This is a genomic window from Pseudomonas sp. NMI542_15, assembly GCF_021283425.1.
Classification (GTDB): Bacteria; Pseudomonadota; Gammaproteobacteria; order Pseudomonadales; family Pseudomonadaceae; genus Aquipseudomonas; species Aquipseudomonas fortuita.
On the sequence record NZ_JAJSRO010000011.1, the window covers coordinates 125,243 to 141,784 of the forward strand.

Annotated in this window: 15 protein-coding genes; 6 read left to right on the forward strand and 9 right to left on the reverse strand. The window is 63.6% G+C overall.

What is annotated here, in order from left to right; all coding sequences use genetic code 11:
* Nucleotides 1–2: 2 nt before the first annotated feature.
* Complete coding sequence (gene tsaE / locus LU684_RS17300) at nt 3–476, reverse strand: tRNA (adenosine(37)-N6)-threonylcarbamoyltransferase complex ATPase subunit type 1 TsaE (protein ID WP_016489449.1); 474 nt, start codon at nt 474–476, stop codon at nt 3–5.
* Entirely contained in the window at nt 464–1,324 is an 861-nt protein-coding gene (locus LU684_RS17305; protein ID WP_024717362.1) for an NAD(P)H-hydrate dehydratase, read from the reverse strand. The genes tsaE and LU684_RS17305 overlap by 13 nt, the downstream gene beginning before the upstream one ends.
* A 65-nt stretch (nt 1,325–1,389) precedes the next feature.
* On the opposite strand from LU684_RS17305, the gene queG reads away from it, so the two are divergent.
* The gene (gene queG / locus LU684_RS17310) at nt 1,390–2,454 is read left to right on the forward strand and encodes a tRNA epoxyqueuosine(34) reductase QueG (protein ID WP_016489451.1); all 1,065 of its coding nucleotides are present in this window, start codon (nt 1,390–1,392) and stop codon (nt 2,452–2,454) included.
* 40 nt (nt 2,455–2,494) lie between these two features.
* Here queG and LU684_RS17315 read toward each other — a convergent pair whose 3' ends face one another.
* Entirely contained in the window at nt 2,495–3,106 is a 612-nt protein-coding gene (locus LU684_RS17315; RefSeq protein WP_003249516.1) for a trimeric intracellular cation channel family protein, read from the reverse strand.
* Between the two features lie 91 nt (nt 3,107–3,197).
* Nucleotides 3,198–3,740: an oligoribonuclease gene (gene orn / locus LU684_RS17320; RefSeq protein ID WP_016489452.1), complete on the reverse strand. Its 543-nt coding sequence runs from the start codon at nt 3,738–3,740 to the stop codon at nt 3,198–3,200.
* Nucleotides 3,741–3,892: 152 nt separating this feature from the next.
* Between orn and rsgA the strand changes: the two genes are divergently transcribed.
* Complete coding sequence (gene rsgA, locus LU684_RS17325) at nt 3,893–4,924, forward strand: small ribosomal subunit biogenesis GTPase RsgA (RefSeq protein ID WP_016489453.1); 1,032 nt, start codon at nt 3,893–3,895, stop codon at nt 4,922–4,924.
* A 174-nt stretch (nt 4,925–5,098) separates the two neighbouring features.
* On the opposite strand, the gene motB is transcribed toward rsgA, so the two are convergent.
* Nucleotides 5,099–6,133, reverse strand: coding sequence for a flagellar motor protein MotB (gene motB, locus LU684_RS17330; protein WP_016489454.1), 1,035 nt, complete (start codon nt 6,131–6,133; stop codon nt 5,099–5,101).
* 3 nt (nt 6,134–6,136) lie between these two features.
* Nucleotides 6,137–6,988, reverse strand: coding sequence for a flagellar motor stator protein MotA (gene motA, locus LU684_RS17335; RefSeq protein WP_016489455.1), 852 nt, complete (start codon nt 6,986–6,988; stop codon nt 6,137–6,139).
* A 130-nt stretch (nt 6,989–7,118) separates the two neighbouring features.
* Between motA and LU684_RS17340 the strand changes: the two genes are divergently transcribed.
* From LU684_RS17340 to asd, 3 genes are read left to right on the forward strand one after another with little or no spacing between them, the layout of a single operon-like run.
* Nucleotides 7,119–8,654, forward strand: a complete 1,536-nt coding sequence (locus LU684_RS17340; RefSeq protein ID WP_023048988.1) for an HDOD domain-containing protein — start codon at nt 7,119–7,121, stop codon at nt 8,652–8,654.
* Between the two features lie 44 nt (nt 8,655–8,698).
* Nucleotides 8,699–9,508: a rhodanese-like domain-containing protein gene (locus LU684_RS17345; RefSeq protein WP_016489457.1), complete on the forward strand. Its 810-nt coding sequence runs from the start codon at nt 8,699–8,701 to the stop codon at nt 9,506–9,508.
* 9 nt (nt 9,509–9,517) lie between these two features.
* Nucleotides 9,518–10,381, forward strand: a complete 864-nt coding sequence (gene asd / locus LU684_RS17350) for an archaetidylserine decarboxylase (protein ID WP_232894851.1) — start codon at nt 9,518–9,520, stop codon at nt 10,379–10,381.
* 108 nt (nt 10,382–10,489) lie between these two features.
* Here asd and serB read toward each other — a convergent pair whose 3' ends face one another.
* Nucleotides 10,490–11,704 (reverse strand): phosphoserine phosphatase SerB, encoded by a 1,215-nt coding sequence (serB, locus tag LU684_RS17355; protein ID WP_016489459.1) that lies wholly within the window; start codon nt 11,702–11,704, stop codon nt 10,490–10,492.
* A gap of 134 nt (nt 11,705–11,838) precedes the next feature.
* Here serB and LU684_RS17360 point away from each other — a divergent pair, with 134 nt between their 5' ends.
* Complete coding sequence (locus LU684_RS17360) at nt 11,839–13,287, forward strand: AhpA/YtjB family protein (RefSeq protein ID WP_232894852.1); 1,449 nt, start codon at nt 11,839–11,841, stop codon at nt 13,285–13,287.
* A gap of 111 nt (nt 13,288–13,398) precedes the next feature.
* Here the strand turns inward: LU684_RS17360 and LU684_RS17365 are convergent, their stop codons facing one another.
* Complete coding sequence (locus tag LU684_RS17365) at nt 13,399–14,109, reverse strand: PqiC family protein (RefSeq protein ID WP_016489461.1); 711 nt, start codon at nt 14,107–14,109, stop codon at nt 13,399–13,401.
* Nucleotides 14,110–14,280: 171 nt separating this feature from the next.
* The gene (gene parC / locus LU684_RS17370) at nt 14,281–16,539 is read right to left on the reverse strand and encodes a DNA topoisomerase IV subunit A (RefSeq protein ID WP_232894853.1); all 2,259 of its coding nucleotides are present in this window, start codon (nt 16,537–16,539) and stop codon (nt 14,281–14,283) included.
* Nucleotides 16,540–16,542: the final 3 nt, after the last annotated feature.

The window sequence follows — 16,542 nt, forward strand, 5'->3', positions numbered from 1 at the left end:
ACTTACTGTTTATAGTGTTTGGCCAGTGCCACGCACCAGGCCTCGCCGCGAGCCCCCTGCGGCGAAAGGATCAGCGAGCGTCCGCCCGCTTGGGGGGTCATGGTAATGGTCAGGTCAGGCTTTGGCAAAACGCCCGCACCCTTTTGTGGCCACTCGAACAGGCAGAGCGGGTCGCCTTCGAAATAGTCACGGATTCCCATGAACTCCAGTTCCTCCGGATCGACCAGGCGATACAGGTCGAAGTGGAAGGCCCGCACCTCACCGATTTCGTAGGGTTCGACCACGGTGAAGGTCGGGCTTTTCACTGCACCCGTATGGCCCAGGCCACGGATCAGCCCTCGGGAAAGCGTAGTCTTGCCCGCACCCAGGTCGCCTTCAAGAAAGATCACGCCGCGACCGCCGGTCACCTCAGCCAGGGCTGCGCCAAACTTGACCGTGGCATCTTCATCGGCCAGAAACAGGGTTATGCCAGACACGCAGAATGCTCCTCCAGAAACTCACGAATGACCGGCGCCAGATCACTGGCCGCCAGGCCTCTACCTTGCACACCCAGCCGCTCCCCCGCACAGGCATGCAACCACACACCCAGCCCAGCGGCCTGCCAGGCGTCCAGCCCTTGGGCCAGCAAGGCCGCCAGCACACCGGTCAGCACATCGCCAAAGCCGGCCCCGGCCATCGCCGGGTGGCCTCGCTCGCACAGCATCAGTTGCCCGGCGGGGTCGGCGACCAGGGTACCGGCCCCCTTGAGCACGCAGACGCTGTTGTAACGGCGCGCCAGCTTGCGCGCAGCGCCCTGGCGGTCGGCCTGCACCGCCTCGGTGGAAATGCCCAGCAGCCGCGCCGCCTCCCCCGGGTGCGGGGTGAGGATACTGCCACTGGGCAGGGCCAGGGGGGTACGCGCCAGCAAATTCAGGGCATCGGCGTCCCATACCTGCGGCTGCTCGGCGTTGGCCACTGCCGACAGCAGGCTACGCCCCCACGCCGCTTGCCCCAGCCCCGGGCCAACCACCAGTACCGAGGCGCGCTCCAGCACGCCCATCAGCTGGTTGGCCGAGCTGACACCCAGGCACATGGTTTCGGGCAGACGGGCCAGGCTCGCGCCGACATGCTCAGGGCGCGTCGCCACGCTGACCAGCCCGGCGCCACAGCGCAGGGCGGCTTCAGCGCTTAACAGCACAGCGCCGCCTGTGCCAAGGTCGCCACCGACCACCAGTACATGACCGAAGTCGCCTTTATGGGCATGCGCATGCCGTGTCGGCAGGTGCGCGACGGTCACGCTGCTGAGCAGTTGCGGGGCATGGCTGGGGTGTTTGGTCTGCGGCATGGGGTCAAAGGCTCCATTGTCTGGCAGAATTATACGCACCTGAGCCCGTATTGCCTTACCCATCCATGTCCAGCTGCACACCTGACCTCGCCCAACTGGCCCAATCGATCAAGATTTGGGGCCAGGAACTCGGTTTTGCCCATGTCGGCATCGCCGGGGTCGACCTTGGCGAACACGAACACCACCTGCAGCGCTGGCTCGATGCCGGCTACCAGGGCGAAATGGAGTACCTGGGCGCGCACGGCAGCAAGCGCTCGCACCCCGACCAACTGATTCCCGGCACGGTGCGGGTGGTCTCGCTGCGCATGGACTACCTGCCCGGCGACACACAGATGGCGCAGCGCCTGGCGCAGCCGGAAAAGGCCTACATATCGCGCTATGCGCTGGGCCGGGACTACCACAAGCTGGTGCGCAAGCGCGTACAGTTCCTGGCCGACCGCATTCAGGAGGCTATCGGCCCGTTCGGTTACCGCGCATTCGTCGATAGCGCCCCGGTGCTGGAGAAGGCCCTGGCCGAACAGGCCGGGCTGGGCTGGATCGGCAAGAACACCTTGCTGCTCAACCGCAAGGCGGGCAGTTACTTCTTTCTTGCCGAGCTGTTTGTGGACCTGCCGTTGCCGGTGGACGAAGCGACCACCAGCGAGCATTGCGGGCGCTGCCAGGCCTGCCTGGACATTTGCCCGACCCAGGCATTTGTCGGGCCTTATGTGCTGGACGCCCGGCGTTGCATCTCATACCTCACCATCGAACTGAAAGGCGCGATCCCTGTCGAGTTGCGGGCAATGATGGGCAACCGGGTGTTCGGTTGCGATGACTGCCAGATCGTCTGCCCCTGGAACCGTTTTGCCAAGCACAGCCAGGAACAGGACTTCCAGCCACGGCATGGGCTGGAGAATGCCGAGTTGGCGCAGATGTTCCTGTGGGATGAACGTACCTTCCTGCGCAAGACCGAGGGCGGGCCGTTGCGGCGGGCGGGGTATGAGCGGTTCTTGCGCAACCTGGCGGTGGGGTTGGGCAATGCGCCTTCCACCATTCCTGTGATCGAGGCCCTGAAGGCCCGCCGCGAGGATGAATCAGAACTGGTGCGCGAGCATGTGGAGTGGGCTTTGGCCCGGCACAACATCCAGTAACCACCCGCCCCACAAAGACTGCATCAGGGCTGAAAATGACCTACTGCTGGTCGTTGTAGTGGAACTTGGGCATTTCCCAGTGGAAGCGGATAGCCAGCAACCGCACCAGAAACCCGCCAAACAAGGTCAGCAGCATCGCCTGCTCTGCCGGCACCTTGAAATACACGCACCCCAGGTAGAACCAGGCCGCCGCAAACGACACGCTGGCATACAGCTCACGGCGGAACACCAGTGGAATGTCGTTGCAGAAGATATCGCGCAAGATCCCACCAAACACCCCGGTGATCACCCCGCTGATCGACGCCACCAGCATGCCCTGCCCCATCTCGAGTGCAGTCATGCAGCCAATCAAGGTAAAGGCCACCAACCCCAGGGCATCGAGCACCAGAAACAGCGAGCGCAGGCGGCGCATCATTGGCGCAATGAAGATGGTCAGCAACGCCGCAAAGCTGGTCAGCACCAGGTATTCCGGGTGCTTCACCCAGGTCAGCGGGTAATGCCCGAGCAGCACGTCGCGCACCGAGCCGCCGCCCAGGGCGGTGACGCAGGCGATCAGCACCACGCCGAACCAGTCCATGCCGCGGCGCCCGGCAGACAACGCGCCGGTCATGGCTTCGGCGGTGATAGCGATGAGGTAGAGCATCAACAACATGGCGCGGGTCCGTGCAGGAAAGGCGCGCAGTCTAACCAGTTGCCCAAGGCACCAAAAGGGGGCGCAGATACAATATCTGCGCCTTGTGGGCTCACAGTTTGATGAAGTGCTCGCGGTAGTGACGCAGCTCGGCGATCGATTCGCGGATATCGTCCAGCGCCAAATGGGTGTTGCCCTTCTTGAAGCTGTCACGCACGCCCGGCGCCCAGCGCGCGGCCAGTTCCTTCAGGGTGGAGACATCCAGGTTGCGGTAGTGGAAGTAGTTTTCCAGGTTGCGCATGTGGCGATAGAGGAAGCGGCGGTCCTGGCAGATGCTGTTGCCGCAGATCGGCGACTTGCCTTTGGGCACCCACTGCTCGAGGAAGGCGATGGTCTGCGCTTCGGCTTCTGCCATGCTGAGCTTGCTCTCGCGCACGCGCTGGGTCAGGCCCGAAGCACCGTGGGTACGGGTGTTCCATTCGTCCATGCGCGCCAGCACTTCGTCACTGTGATGGATGGCGATCACCGGCCCTTCAGCCAGGGTGTTCAGCTCGCTGTCGGTAACGATGGTGGCCATCTCGATGATGACATCACTGTCCGGATCCAGGCCGGTCATTTCCAGGTCGATCCAGATCAGGTTCTGTGGGTTTTGCATGCAGGGGCTCCTCATATAGGCCGTCATATTAGCCTAGTGGTCAAAGCAAACCCATTCACTGCATCAAAGGTAAGCGGAATGGTCCAGCGCCTGGCGTGCTAAACTGCCAGCCGTTTTCAATGCCCTACCCGGGCCTTTCTCACGGTACCTTCATGGCCAAACGCCAGCTCAATCGCCGCCAAAACTGGCGGATCGAAAAAATCCAGGGCGAGCGCGCCGCTCGCGCCGCCAAACGCGAGCAGCATGCGCTGCAGGAACTGGAGGGCGGCGACCTGGGGCCCGAGCAACTGGGCCTGGTGATCGCGCACTTCGGCGTGCAGGTAGAAGTTGAAGCCCAGGATGGCGAAACCGCAGGCCAGGTGTTCCGCTGCCATTTGCGGGCCAACCTGCCGGCGCTGGTCACCGGCGACCGTGTCGTGTGGCGTGCGGGCAACCAGGGCATTGGCGTGATCGTGGCGCAGATGCCACGCAGCACCGAGCTGTGCCGGCCGAACAACCACGGGCAACTCAAGCCGGTGGCAGCCAACGTCGACCTGATCGTGATCGTGTTCGCCCCGGCACCGGAGCCGCACCCGAACCTGATCGACCGCTACCTGGTAGCGGCCGAGCACGCCGGCCTGCGGCCGCTGCTGCTGCTGAACAAGGCCGACCTGATCAACGACGAGAACGGCCCCGGCCTGCATGCGCTGCTGGAGGTTTACCGCGAACTGGGCTACCCGCTGCTGGAAGTATCGGCACACCAGGGCGACGGCATGCAGCGCCTGCAGCAACTACTTGACGGCCACATCAGTGTGTTCGTCGGCCAGTCCGGGGTGGGCAAGTCGTCGCTGGTCAACAGCCTGCTGCCGGACGCGGGCACCCGTGTCGGCGACCTGTCGGAATGGTCTGGCCAGGGCACCCACACCACCACCACGGCACGGCTGTACCACTTCCCTAATGGCGGCGACCTGATCGACTCGCCGGGCATCCGTGAGTTTGGCCTTGGCCATGTCAGCCGCGACGACGTGGAAGATGGCTTCATCGAGTTCCGCGACCTGTTCGGCACCTGCCGCTTCCGCGACTGCAAGCACGACCGCGAACCGGGCTGCGCGCTGCTCAAGGCACTGGACGAGGGGCGCATCACGCCGCAACGCATGAACAGCTACCGCTCGATCATCGCCAGCCTGACAGAAGACAGCTACTGAAACGCTTGAAATGAAAGTTGCCGCGATCCCCTGTGGGAGCGGCTTTAGCCGCGAACACCGGCAACGCCGGTGCCATCCACCGCGCTGGATGCTTCGCGGGTAAACCCGCTCCCACACTGATCGCGCCAGCGTTCAGGTTTTGTGTAGAACAGTCGCCCGCACAAAAAAAGCCGTTTACTGCTCCTTGGCCTCATCCATCTTCAGCGTGCCATCTTCAAAGATGTTCAGCTTCTGGCGCAGCTCACGCGGCTGCATCGGCGCTTGTTCCGCTGCCCCTGGGGCATCCGGCACGCCAGCCCCTGGCGCAGCGCCAGTGGCTGGCGGTGCAGCAGGGTCGGCGGCCGGCGCTTCGGGCGCACCCTGCTCACCCTCGATATTGCGCTGGGCCTTCTTGGTCAGCACGATGATATCGATACGGCGGTTGACCGGGTTGAACGGGTCCTTGCGGTCAAACAGCGACGACGAGGCATAACCCACCACCCGCGCCACCTGACCATCCGGGTAACCACCGGCTACCAGTGCACGGCGCGCAGCGTTGGCACGGTTGGCCGACAACTCCCAGTTGCCGAACTCGCCACTGCCGGCATACGGCTTGGCATCGGTGTGGCCGCTGATGCTGATCTTGTTCGGCACCGCCTTGATGGTGTCGGCCATGGCCAGCAGGATGTCTTCAAAGTACGGCTGCAAGCGGGCGCTACCGATGTCGAACATCGGCCGGTTCTCGGCATCCATGATCTGGATGCGCAGGCCGTCCTGGGTGATCTCGAACAGGATCTGGTCCTTGAACTTCTGCAGCTGCGGGTTCTCTTCTACCTTGTTCTGCAGCTCCTGCAGCAGCAACTCCAGGCGCTCGCGCTCGACCTGCTCGGCCATGGTCTCGACCTGGTCCTTGCTCAGCTGGGTCGTGGACTCGGGCATCGGCTCGGATTTGACTTCCGGGTTGATGGTTTTTTCCGGTGCCAGTTCAGGTGAGCCACCCAGGTCGATGACATAGGGCGTGCCGCTTTCCGAGAAGCCGATCGGGTCCTTGAAGTAGCCGGCAATGGCGATTTTCTGCTCCGGGGTGGCTGTGGACATCAACCACAGCACCAGGAAGAACGCCATCATTGCCGTAGCAAAGTCGGCAAAGGCGATTTTCCAGGCGCCGCCGTGGTGGCCGCCGCCAAAGCGTTTGACGCGCTTGACGATGATGGGCTGGTTGTTTTCCATGACTCAGCGACCGCGAACCGCTTGTTCCAGCTCGGCGAAACTTGGGCGGTGCATGGGGTACAGCACCTTGCGCCCGAACTCGACGGCCAGCGAAGGCGGCATGCCCGAGGCCGAGGCGACCAGCGAAGCCTTGATCGATTCGTAGAGGTTCAGCTCCTCCTTGGCATCGTGCTCCAGGCACTTGGCCAACGGGCCGAAGAAGCCATAGGCAGCCAGGATACCGAAGAAGGTACCGACCAGCGCCGCACCCACGTGCATGCCGATGGCCGCCTGGTCGCCCTCGCCCAGCGAGGCCATGGTCACCACGATACCCAGTACCGCCGCGACAATACCGAAACCGGGCATGCCGTCAGCGATGCCGGTCACCGCATGGGACGGGTGCTCCAGCTCTTCCTTCATGCTCAGCAGCTCCATGTCGAACAGGCCCTCGAGTTCGTGCGGGGCCATGTTGCCGGTGGACATGATGCGCAGGTAGTCGCAGACAAACGCGGTCATGCGCTCATCGGCCAGTACTGTCGGGTACTTGGCGAAGATCGGGCTGGCGGCGGCGTCCTCGATGTCGGCCTCGATGGCCATCATGCCTTCGCGACGGCTCTTGTTGAGGATCTCGTACACCAGGCCCAGTACCTCCAGGTAGTAGGCGTGGGTGAAGCGCGAGCCGAACATCTTCATCGACTTCTTGATGACGTGCATGGTCATGTGGCCAGGGTTGGCCTGCAGGAATGCACCAAAGGCGGCACCGCCGATGATCAGAACTTCGAACGGCTGGATCAGCGCCGCGATCTTGCCGTGGGAGAGCACGTAGCCGCCGAGCACGCTCGCGAATACGACGATGATGCCGATAATTTTAGCCATAGGTTCAAAGCACTTGCTGTCGTGGTCAGGGGAAGAGACGGGAGCTTTAAAACTCTTCTTCTACTTATCGGCAGAACTGCGCCAGACTATAGCCACTCAATGCGAAAAGCCAGTTCGGACTGATGTCAAAATGCCAATCGAAACCAAGGTGCCCGCTCAGGCCCCGCGTACGCTAGAGGCCTGGGTAAAGCTGCTAGAGAGTGTTCGCATCCCCGTGCCGAAGCACAGCTACGACCGGGTCATGGCTGCCATTCACGACAGCCGCCGCTCGCTGCGCGATATCGCCGAACTGATGCAAGATAGCCCGGCGCTGGTGCTTTCGGTGATGCGCGAAGCAAACCATCCCACCAACGCCAGCCAGGCCGAGCCCGCCGAAAGCCTGGAGGTGGCCCTGAATCGCCTGGGGCTGGAGCGCAGCGAGCAACTGCTCAAGCGCCTGCCCGCGCTGCCCGTCGAAGAAATACCGCCCGTACTGAGCCAGTTCCAGCTGATCAGCCAGCACGCCTCGCAGCAGGCCAGCGGCCTGTTTGCCAGCCGCCTGGCACGCCTGTGGCAGGAAATTCACTGGGGAAGCCTGCTTTTCCTGTCTCCACTGTGGCCGCTGGCACTGGCCTACCCCAAGCTGCTTGACACCTGGGAGCTTCGGGTTATCCACAAGGGCGAGGACGCCGCCCTGGTAGAGGATGAGCTGTTTGGCGTGCGCATCATGGCGCTGTGCCAGACCATGGCGGAGTACTGGCGCCTGCCGCAGTGGGTGACACAAGGTTACCGCCTGCTGCTGGAAGAACGCGATCAACTGGCCCTGGTGCTCAACATCGCCCGCGACGAAGATCTGCTCAGCCAGCAACACCGCCTGGACGCCGAGCCTGGCCTGCGCCGCTGGTTCAACCAGCCGGCCAACACCGTGCTGCTGGCCAACAACCTTGCGCTGGCGGCGCAAGTGGGCTGGGACAACCCGCACCTGCTGCGCTGGCAGCTGCTGACTGCGCTGTACCTGCAAACTTCGCTGGAAGACGTGCAGCAGCAAGTACACCAGCAGGCTGCCGCCAGCGCCCGCCGCCACGCCAGGCATGCCCTGTTCCACCCGGCTGAGGCGCTGATCTGGCCCTGGCACCAGCGCCGCCCGCACCCGGACATGCTGGCGCCGCCACCGCCCAGCAGCGACGACCTGGCGCGCTGGCGCAAGCTGTGCCAGGACTTGTTGGCACAGCCCAGCCCGTTCACCAACACCGTGCACCTGGCTACCCAGGCCCGCGAAGCCCTGCTGGCCTGCGGCATGCAACGCATCATGCTGCTGAGCCTGGACAAGGCCAGCGACAGCCTGCGCGTGCAGCAGATTGCGGGGCTACCCAACGAGGCAGGTGCCTTGGCCTTGCCGGTGTCACAAAACAAACTGCTGCAAAAGCTGATGGCCCAGGCCGGGCAACTGCGCATCACTCCGGAAAACCACAGCCAGTTCTCGGCCTTGCTGCCAGCCCCGCTACGTGCCCTGTTCCGCAGCGAGCACGTGCTGCTGCGCTCGCTGGCGGTGAATGACCAGGTTCTTATGCTGATGGTGGCCGACCAAGGCTGCCGGCCTTTGGCCGACATCAGCGTGCAGGCCTTCGGCAAGACCGCACAATGCACAGAGCGGGCACTGTCGGTGTTTGCCAACCGCAAGGGCTGAGCCTTGCGCTACAATCGCCCCTCTTTCCACACTGGAGACCGTGGATGACTGACTTTTCCGGCCTGCCCCTGGTGATCGAAGCGGCTGACCTGCTGCCACGCCTGGGTTCGCCACAGCTGATCCTGGTCGACCTGAGCAGTGCCAACCGCTATGTCAGCGGGCACATCCCCGGCGCACGCTTTGTCGAAGGCAAGCGTACCCAGCTTGGCCAGCCTCCTGCCCCCGGCCTGCTGCCGCCGCAGGGCGAGCTGGAAAAACTGTTCAGCGAACTCGGCCACCGCGACGACGCCGTCTATGTGGTGTACGACGATGAAGGCGGTGGCTGGGCCGGGCGCTTCATCTGGCTGCTCGACGTGATTGGCCACAAGGCGTATCACTACCTCAATGGCGGTATCCAGGCCTGGCCGGCAGACACGCTGTCCACCGAAGTGCCCGCCAGCAGCAACAGCCCGGTGCACCTGCGTATCGACAACGCGCCCACCGCCACCCGCGAGTACCTGCAAAGCCGCCTGGGCGCCGATGACCTGGTCATCTGGGACGCTCGCGGCCCGCAGGAATTCAACGGCGAGAAGGTACTGGCAGCCAAGGGCGGTCACATCCCCGGCGCTATCAACTTCGAGTGGACAGCCGGCATGGACCTCAACGACAACCTGCGCATTCGCCAGGACATCAAACAAGTCCTCGCGCAACTGGGCATCACTCCTGACAAGGAAGTGATCACCCACTGCCAGACCCACCGCCGCTCCGGCTTCACTTATCTGGTGGCCAAGGCCCTGGGCTACCCACGCGTCAAGGCCTACGCCGGCTCGTGGAGCGAATGGGGCAACCACCCGGACACGCCTGTAGAAGTTTAAGGAACCTGCATGAAATCCCGTTTGTTCATCATCAGCCAGTACCTGCTGCCGCACCACCTGCTGTCGCGGCTGGCCGGCTGCATTGCCGAGTGCCGCGTGCGCTGGTTCAAGAATGCCTTTACCGCCTGGTTCGCCAAGCGCTATCAGGTCAACATGTCTGAAGCCCTGGTCGAGGACTTGAGCGCTTATGAGCACTTCAATGCGTTCTTCACCCGCGCCCTGAAGCCGGGCGCCCGCCCGCTGGACGAAACCCCAGGCGCCATCCTGTGCCCGGCCGACGGTGCCGTCAGCCAGCTCGGCCCGATCGAGCACGGTCGCATCTTCCAGGCCAAGGGCCACGGTTTCAGCGCGCAAGAGCTGCTGGGCGGCGACCCGGCCATGGCAGCGCCGTTCATGGGCGGCGAGTTTGCCACGATCTACCTCTCGCCCAAGGACTACCACCGCGTGCACATGCCGCTGGCCGGCACCCTGCGCGAAATGGTCTATGTGCCGGGTCGTCTGTTCTCGGTCAACCAGACCACCGCAGAGAACGTTCCCGAGCTGTTTGCCCGCAACGAACGCGTGGTCTGCCTGTTCGACACCGAGCGCGGGCCGATGGCCGTGGTGCTGGTGGGTGCGATGATCGTCGCCTCGATCGAAACCGTGTGGGCTGGATTGGTGACGCCGCCCAAGCGTGAGCTGAAGACCTTCCGTTACGACGAAGCCAGCCGTGCGCCGATCCACCTGGAGAAAGGTGTCGAGCTGGGCCGCTTCAAGCTGGGCTCGACCGCCATTGTGCTGTTCGGGCCGGAGCAGGTGAAGTGGGCTGAGAACCTGGGCGCTGGTTCTGCAGTGCGCATGGGGCAGCTGTTGGCGGCGCCTGCACAGGCTTGACCGTGGTTTTTGCTTCGAGGTGATCGGCGCGGGTTCTTCAGCGCCTGTGAGATCGAGCGCCGCGCGGGCGGCGCTCGATCTCACAGGCGCTGAAGATTAAACGGCAAACTAGCCGCGGGCGTCGCGGTCGCGCAGGCCCAGCAGGTACAGCACGCCATCCAGCCCCAGGGTGGAAATCGCCTGCTTGGCAGACTGGCGCACCAGCGGCTTGGCGCGGAACGCTACGCCCAGGCCGGCCAGCGACAGCATCGGCAGGTCATTGGCGCCATCGCCCACGGCAATGGTCTGCTCCAGCTGCAAGCCTTCTTCGTGGGCCAGCTTTTGCAGCAGCTCGGCCTTGCGCTGGGCATCGACGATCGGCTCGACAGCTACGCCGGTCACTTTACCGTCGACCACTTCCAGCTCGTTGGCAAACACATAGTCGATGCCCAGGCGCGCCTGCACCTGGCGAGCGAAGTAGGTAAAGCCACCGGACAGGATCGCGGTCTTGTAACCCAGGCGCTTGAGCTCGGCGAACAGGTTTTCGGCACCCTCGGTCAGGCGCAGCGAGGCACCGATTTCGTCCAGCACACCCACATCCAGGCCCTTGAGCAGCGCCATGCGCTCCTTGAAGCTGGCGCGGAAGTCCAGCTCACCGCGCATGGCCCGCTCAGTGATGGCCGCCACCTGCTCACCCACGCCGGCCGCCTTGGCCAGTTCGTCGATGACTTCGGCTTCGATCAGCGTCGAGTCCATGTCGAACACCGCCAGGCGGCGGTTACGGCGGAACAGGTCGTCCTTCTGGAAGGCGATATCGACGCTCAGCGCTTCGGCCAGGGCAAAGAAGTCGGCACGCAGGGCCTGGGCATCGCTCGGTGCGCCACGCACGGAGATCTCGATGGCCGCCTTGCCTTTTTCGGTATCGGCATCCAGCGCCACGCGCGCAGACAAACGCTCGATGCGCTCGATGGTGAGCCCGTACTGGCTGATAACCGCACTCACCCGCTGCAGTTGCTCGGGGGTGATCTTGCGGCTGAGCAGGGTGACGATGTGGCGCGCTTCGCCTTGGCCGTCAGCCCAGTGCTGGTAGTCGGCCTCGGAAATAGGCGTGTAGCGGGCCTGCAGGTTCAGTTCGTGGGCCTTGGCCTGTACGCTTTGCAGCAGGGCGGTAGCCACTTCGTTGTCGGGGATGTCGACCAGGATACCGAACGACAAAGTGCCGTGCATGACTGCCAGGCCTATGTCGAGGATGCTCACACCGCCCTGCAGCAGGACGCCGGTGATTGCCGCAGTGAGACCGGGACGGTCCTCACCGGTGATGTTGATCAGGACGATTTCGCGCACAACCTGGCTCCGACTTCGATGAAAAATGCGCATTCTACCGATTTTCCGTGACCATCGGGCGCCAACGATACTTTGCCGACAAAACCGGGGTCGCTATACTGCCCCACACTTTCTGCCATTAAGAGCCGAGCTCAGTGAACCGGCCCACGCCCGTCAAACCAGACAATTTCTTCCTGATGATCTATCGTGCCCTGAGTCAACGCCGCGTGCCGCTGGCATTGCGCATCGCCTGCACCAACATCTTCCTGGTCGCGCTGGCGTTGGTGATCTATGCCTGCGTGATGGGCCTGCAGTTCAAGCAGGCCATGCACGAGCAGGCCGATGCCCTTGGCCAGAGCCTGACCACCCAGACCGCCACCTCGGCGACCGAGCTGCTGGTGTCCAACGACATCCTCAGTCTCAATGTGCTGCTGGGCAACCTGGTGAAAAACCCGCTGGTGGCCCACGCGGCTATCTATAGCGTGGACAACCGTATCCTCGCCGAAGCCGGCCAGCGCCCGCGCAATAGCCTGCTGGGCGAGGCCGAGGGCCTGTACCAGACCAAGATCACCTTCCAGGACGTGACAGCCGGGCAACTGCGCATCAGCCTGGACATGAGCCAGTTCCAGCAACCGATGCTGATCAGCCTGCAGAGCATGGGGATCATGGCGGCCATCCTGTTGGCCCTGGCCCTCAGCCTGAGCCTGCGACAGGGCCGTTTCATCACCCTGCCGCTGCTGCAGTTGCGGGTGTGGCTGCGTGACCCGCAACCCTATACCCCGGCCACAGACCGCCAGGACGAGATCGGCGACATCGCGCGCCAGCTGCATGCGCGCCTGGCCCCACCGCCGGAGCCAGAGCTTGAGGAGGAGGACGACGAGCATTTCGACGACTTCCACGACACAGCACCGGCCTCCACGGCTGCGTCGCGTCCCAGGGTTGCCGCATTGGCTGAGGAAGATGACGACGCCTTTGCCGGCCTGCTGGACGACGACAGTGCGCCCAAAGCCGCCCCGGTCGAGTCTGACGAGCCGCAGTACAGCGCCGTACTTGCCGTGCAACTGGGCTCGCAGGAACAACTGCGCCGTTTGCCCCGCACACGCCTGACCGAGCTGACCGAACGCTACCGCGATTGCCTGGAGCATGCAGCCTCGCTCTATGACGGTGAAACCCACACGCTCAACGACGGCAGCACCCTGGTGCTGTTCCACAGCCGCGACTGTGGCGAGGACTACCTGACCAACGCCATCTGCTGCGGTGAGCTGTTGCGCGCCTTGGGTCATGCCCTGCAGATCGAAGTGGCTGACAGCGGCATCACCCTTCAGCTGCAGCTGGGCCTGGTCCTGGGCAACGACCTGCAAGGGCTGGAGCTGGTGGACCTGCTGATGACCGAAAAGGCCCAGGATGCCCTGGCGCTGTCGCAGCACAGCCGCAACCTGTTGCTGGTGGAGCGGCAGATCAGCGATGACGCGCTGATTCGCCAGCGCGCCCGCATTCGCCCGATTGCCAGCCCTGAAGGCGCCTGCTGCGTGGAGCGCTTGATGGAGCCTTACCCGTCGATGCTGGAGCGCCAGCTGGCCCGCATGCACGAACGCCGCGCCTGACAGTTTCCCCCTGTGGGAGCGGGCACGCCCGCTCCCACAAAGTCCGCATCTATCCTTTAGATACAAAAAAGCCCGCAACCTATGCGGGCTTTTTTGTGGATGGCTGTTGGATCAGAACCGATAAACTTCCATGTCGGTGCGAATCGGCGAGGCCATCGGAATCTTGGACTTCTCCGGTCCCTTCTTCACCTGCACCGGTGCAGCGGGCTTTTTCGGGGCTTCTTCGGCAATCGCCGGCTGGTTGGCCAGCGGCTTGACTGCGGTGCTCAGCTGTTCAGCCAGCTTCTGCAGCAGTTGGCCCTGAGCCTGTACCTGCGACGACTCGCTACCCTCATGCTGCTGCTCGAGGTGAACGATACGGTTGTCACGCACATGGCCCCGGCGGTCCAGCAGACGCCACTGGGCATCCAGGATGGCCGGCTGGTTTTTGCCCGAGTCCAGGCGCGTGATCGACAACAGTACCTGCACGTCCGGGCTGAAGCCAGCGGTCGCCGGCGCCAGCACAACGCGCTGGCTGTCCAGGCGCCAGGCCAGTTGACGCACCAGCAACTGGTCGATATCCGACGAAAGGCTACCCGCCCAACGGCCGTCAGTCGCCGCGCTCAGGCTGCCATCGGCTTGACGCTGCAGGAACGTCTCACGCTGCAGGTAATCGGCTACCGATACCGGGCCGAGCACCACGGCCATGCCTGCACTCTGCGAAGGCTGGCCAGGATCACCACTGTCGAGCTGGTACAAGGCAACCGGCTGATGCATGGTGCACCCGCCAAGGCCCAGCAGGCCAGTCATCAACAGCGCAAATGGAAGGCGCAGAAGTTTCATCATCCCATCCAGGCGGTCGCCTATAGGCCACCGCAGTGATACATATAGATTCAAACGGGCACACGACTACGTCGGCACCGCAAGGGCCATATCATCCGCGAAATAACCGTCCGACTCCAGCATTTCTGCCCGGAACGGCGCTGAAATTGCCGTTCCAGACATTTCTGCACGTTACGCCGGCACTTCCACCTGCAACCCATCGACGCGCTGGAAGCCGCGTGGCAGCTTGCTGCCTCGCCGTCCGCGCTCGCCCTTGTAATGCTCCAGGTCGTCCGCTTTCAGAGAAAGGGTACGCTTGCCGGCTTGCAATACAAGGGTCGCACCTTCGGCAATAACGGCCAGATCGGTGACATATTCTTCACGACTGGCCACCCGGTCGCCCGGCACGCCAATGATCTTGTTGCCCTTGCCCTTGCCCAGCTGCGGCAAGTCGCTGACCTTGAACACCAGCAAGCGACCTTCGGTGGTCACGGCTGCCAGCCAGTCCTGCTCGCGATTGGCCACCGGGCGCGGGGTCATGACCTTGGCACCGTTGGGCAAGCTGAGCAAACCCTTGCCGGCCTTGTTCTTGGCCTGCAAGTCTTCACCCTTGACCACAAAGCCGTAGCCCGCATCCGAGGCCACCACGTACAGCGCGTCGTCGTCCGGCAACAGCACGCACTCGAAGGTGGCCCCTGGCGGTGGCGTCAGGCGGCCGGTCAGCGGCTCGCCCTGACCACGTGCCGACGGCAAGCTGTGAGCAGCCACCGAGTAGCTGCGGCCCGTAGAGTCGATGAGCACGGCAAACTGGTTGGAACGCCCGGCCGCAGCGGCCTTGAAGCCATCGCCGGCCTTGTACGACAAGCCGGTGGCGTCGATGTCGTGGCCTTTGGCGCAACGCACCCAGCCCTTCTCCGAGAGCACCACGGTGACCGGCTCGGTCGGCATCAGTTCGTTTTCCGAAAGGGCCTTGGCTTCGACGCGCTCGACGATGGGCGAACGGCGCGCATCGCCGTAGGTTTCGGCATCCTTGATCAGTTCGCTGCGCACCAGCTTGCGCAGCTTGGCCTCGCTGCCCAGCAGCGCCTGCAGCTTGGCCTGTTCCTTGAGCAGTTCGTCCTGCTCGCCGCGGATTTTCATCTCTTCCAGGCGCGCCAGCTGACGCAGGCGGGTCTCAAGGATGTACTCAGCCTGGATTTCGCTCAGCTCGAATCGGGCAATCAGCGCCTGCTTGGGGTGCTCCTCGGTACGAATGATGTGAATCACTTCATCCAGGTTGAGGAATGCGGTGAGCAAACCGTCCAACAGGTGCAGGCGCCTTTCCACCTTGTCCAGGCGATGCTGCAGCCGCCGGCGAACAGTGTTGGTGCGGAACTCCAGCCATTCCACCAATATTGCACGCAGGTTCTTCAACTGCGGGCGGCCGTCCAGGCCAATGATATTGACGTTGACCCGGTAGCTGCTCTCCAGGTCGGTGGTGGCGAACAGGTGCTGCATCAGTTCGTCGGCATCCACACGGTTGGAGCGCGGGATGATGACGATGCGGCACGGGTTCTCGTGGTCGGATTCGTCACGCAGGTCCGCCACCATCGGCAGTTTCTTGGCCTGCATCTGTGCGGCGATCTGCTCCAGCACCTTGGCCCCGGAGACCTGGTGTGGCAGTGCAGTCACAACGATATCGCCATCCTCGACGCGGTAAACGGCACGCATGCGGATCGAGCCGCGGCCGCTTTCGTACATCTTGAGGATTTCTGACCGCGGCGTGATGATTTCCGCCTCGGTGGGGTAGTCCGGCCCCTGAATGTGCTCGCACAGCTGCTCGATGGTGGCCTTGGGCTCGTCGAGCAGGCGCACGCAGGCGCTGGCCACCTCACGCAGGTTGTGCGGCGGCACGTCGGTGGCCATGCCCACGGCGATACCGGTGGTACCGTTGAGCAGGATGTTGGGCAGGCGCGCCGGCAGCACGGCCGGCTCCTGCAGGGTGCCGTCAAAGTTCGGTACCCAATCCACGGTGCCTTGGCCAACTTCGCTGAGCAGCACTTCGGCGTAGCGTGACAACCGCGCCTCGGTATAACGCATGGCGGCGAACGATTTCGGATCGTCCGGCGCACCCCAGTTACCCTGGCCGTCGACCAGGGTGTAGCGGTAGCTGAACGGTTGCGCCATCAGCACCATGGCCTCGTAGCAGGCCAAGTCGCCGTGGGGGTGGAACTTGCCGAGCACGTCACCGACGGTGCGCGCCGACTTCTTGTGCTTGGCATCGGCATCGAGCCCCAACTCGCTCATGGCATAGACGATGCGTCGCTGCACCGGCTTCAGGCCATCGCCGATGTGCGGCAAGGCGCGGTCCATGATCACGTACATGGAATAGTTGAGGTAGGCCTGTTCGGTGAAGTCAGCCAGCGAGCGGCGTTCGACACCGTCCAGGCTGAGTTCCAGTGAGTCGCTCATGCG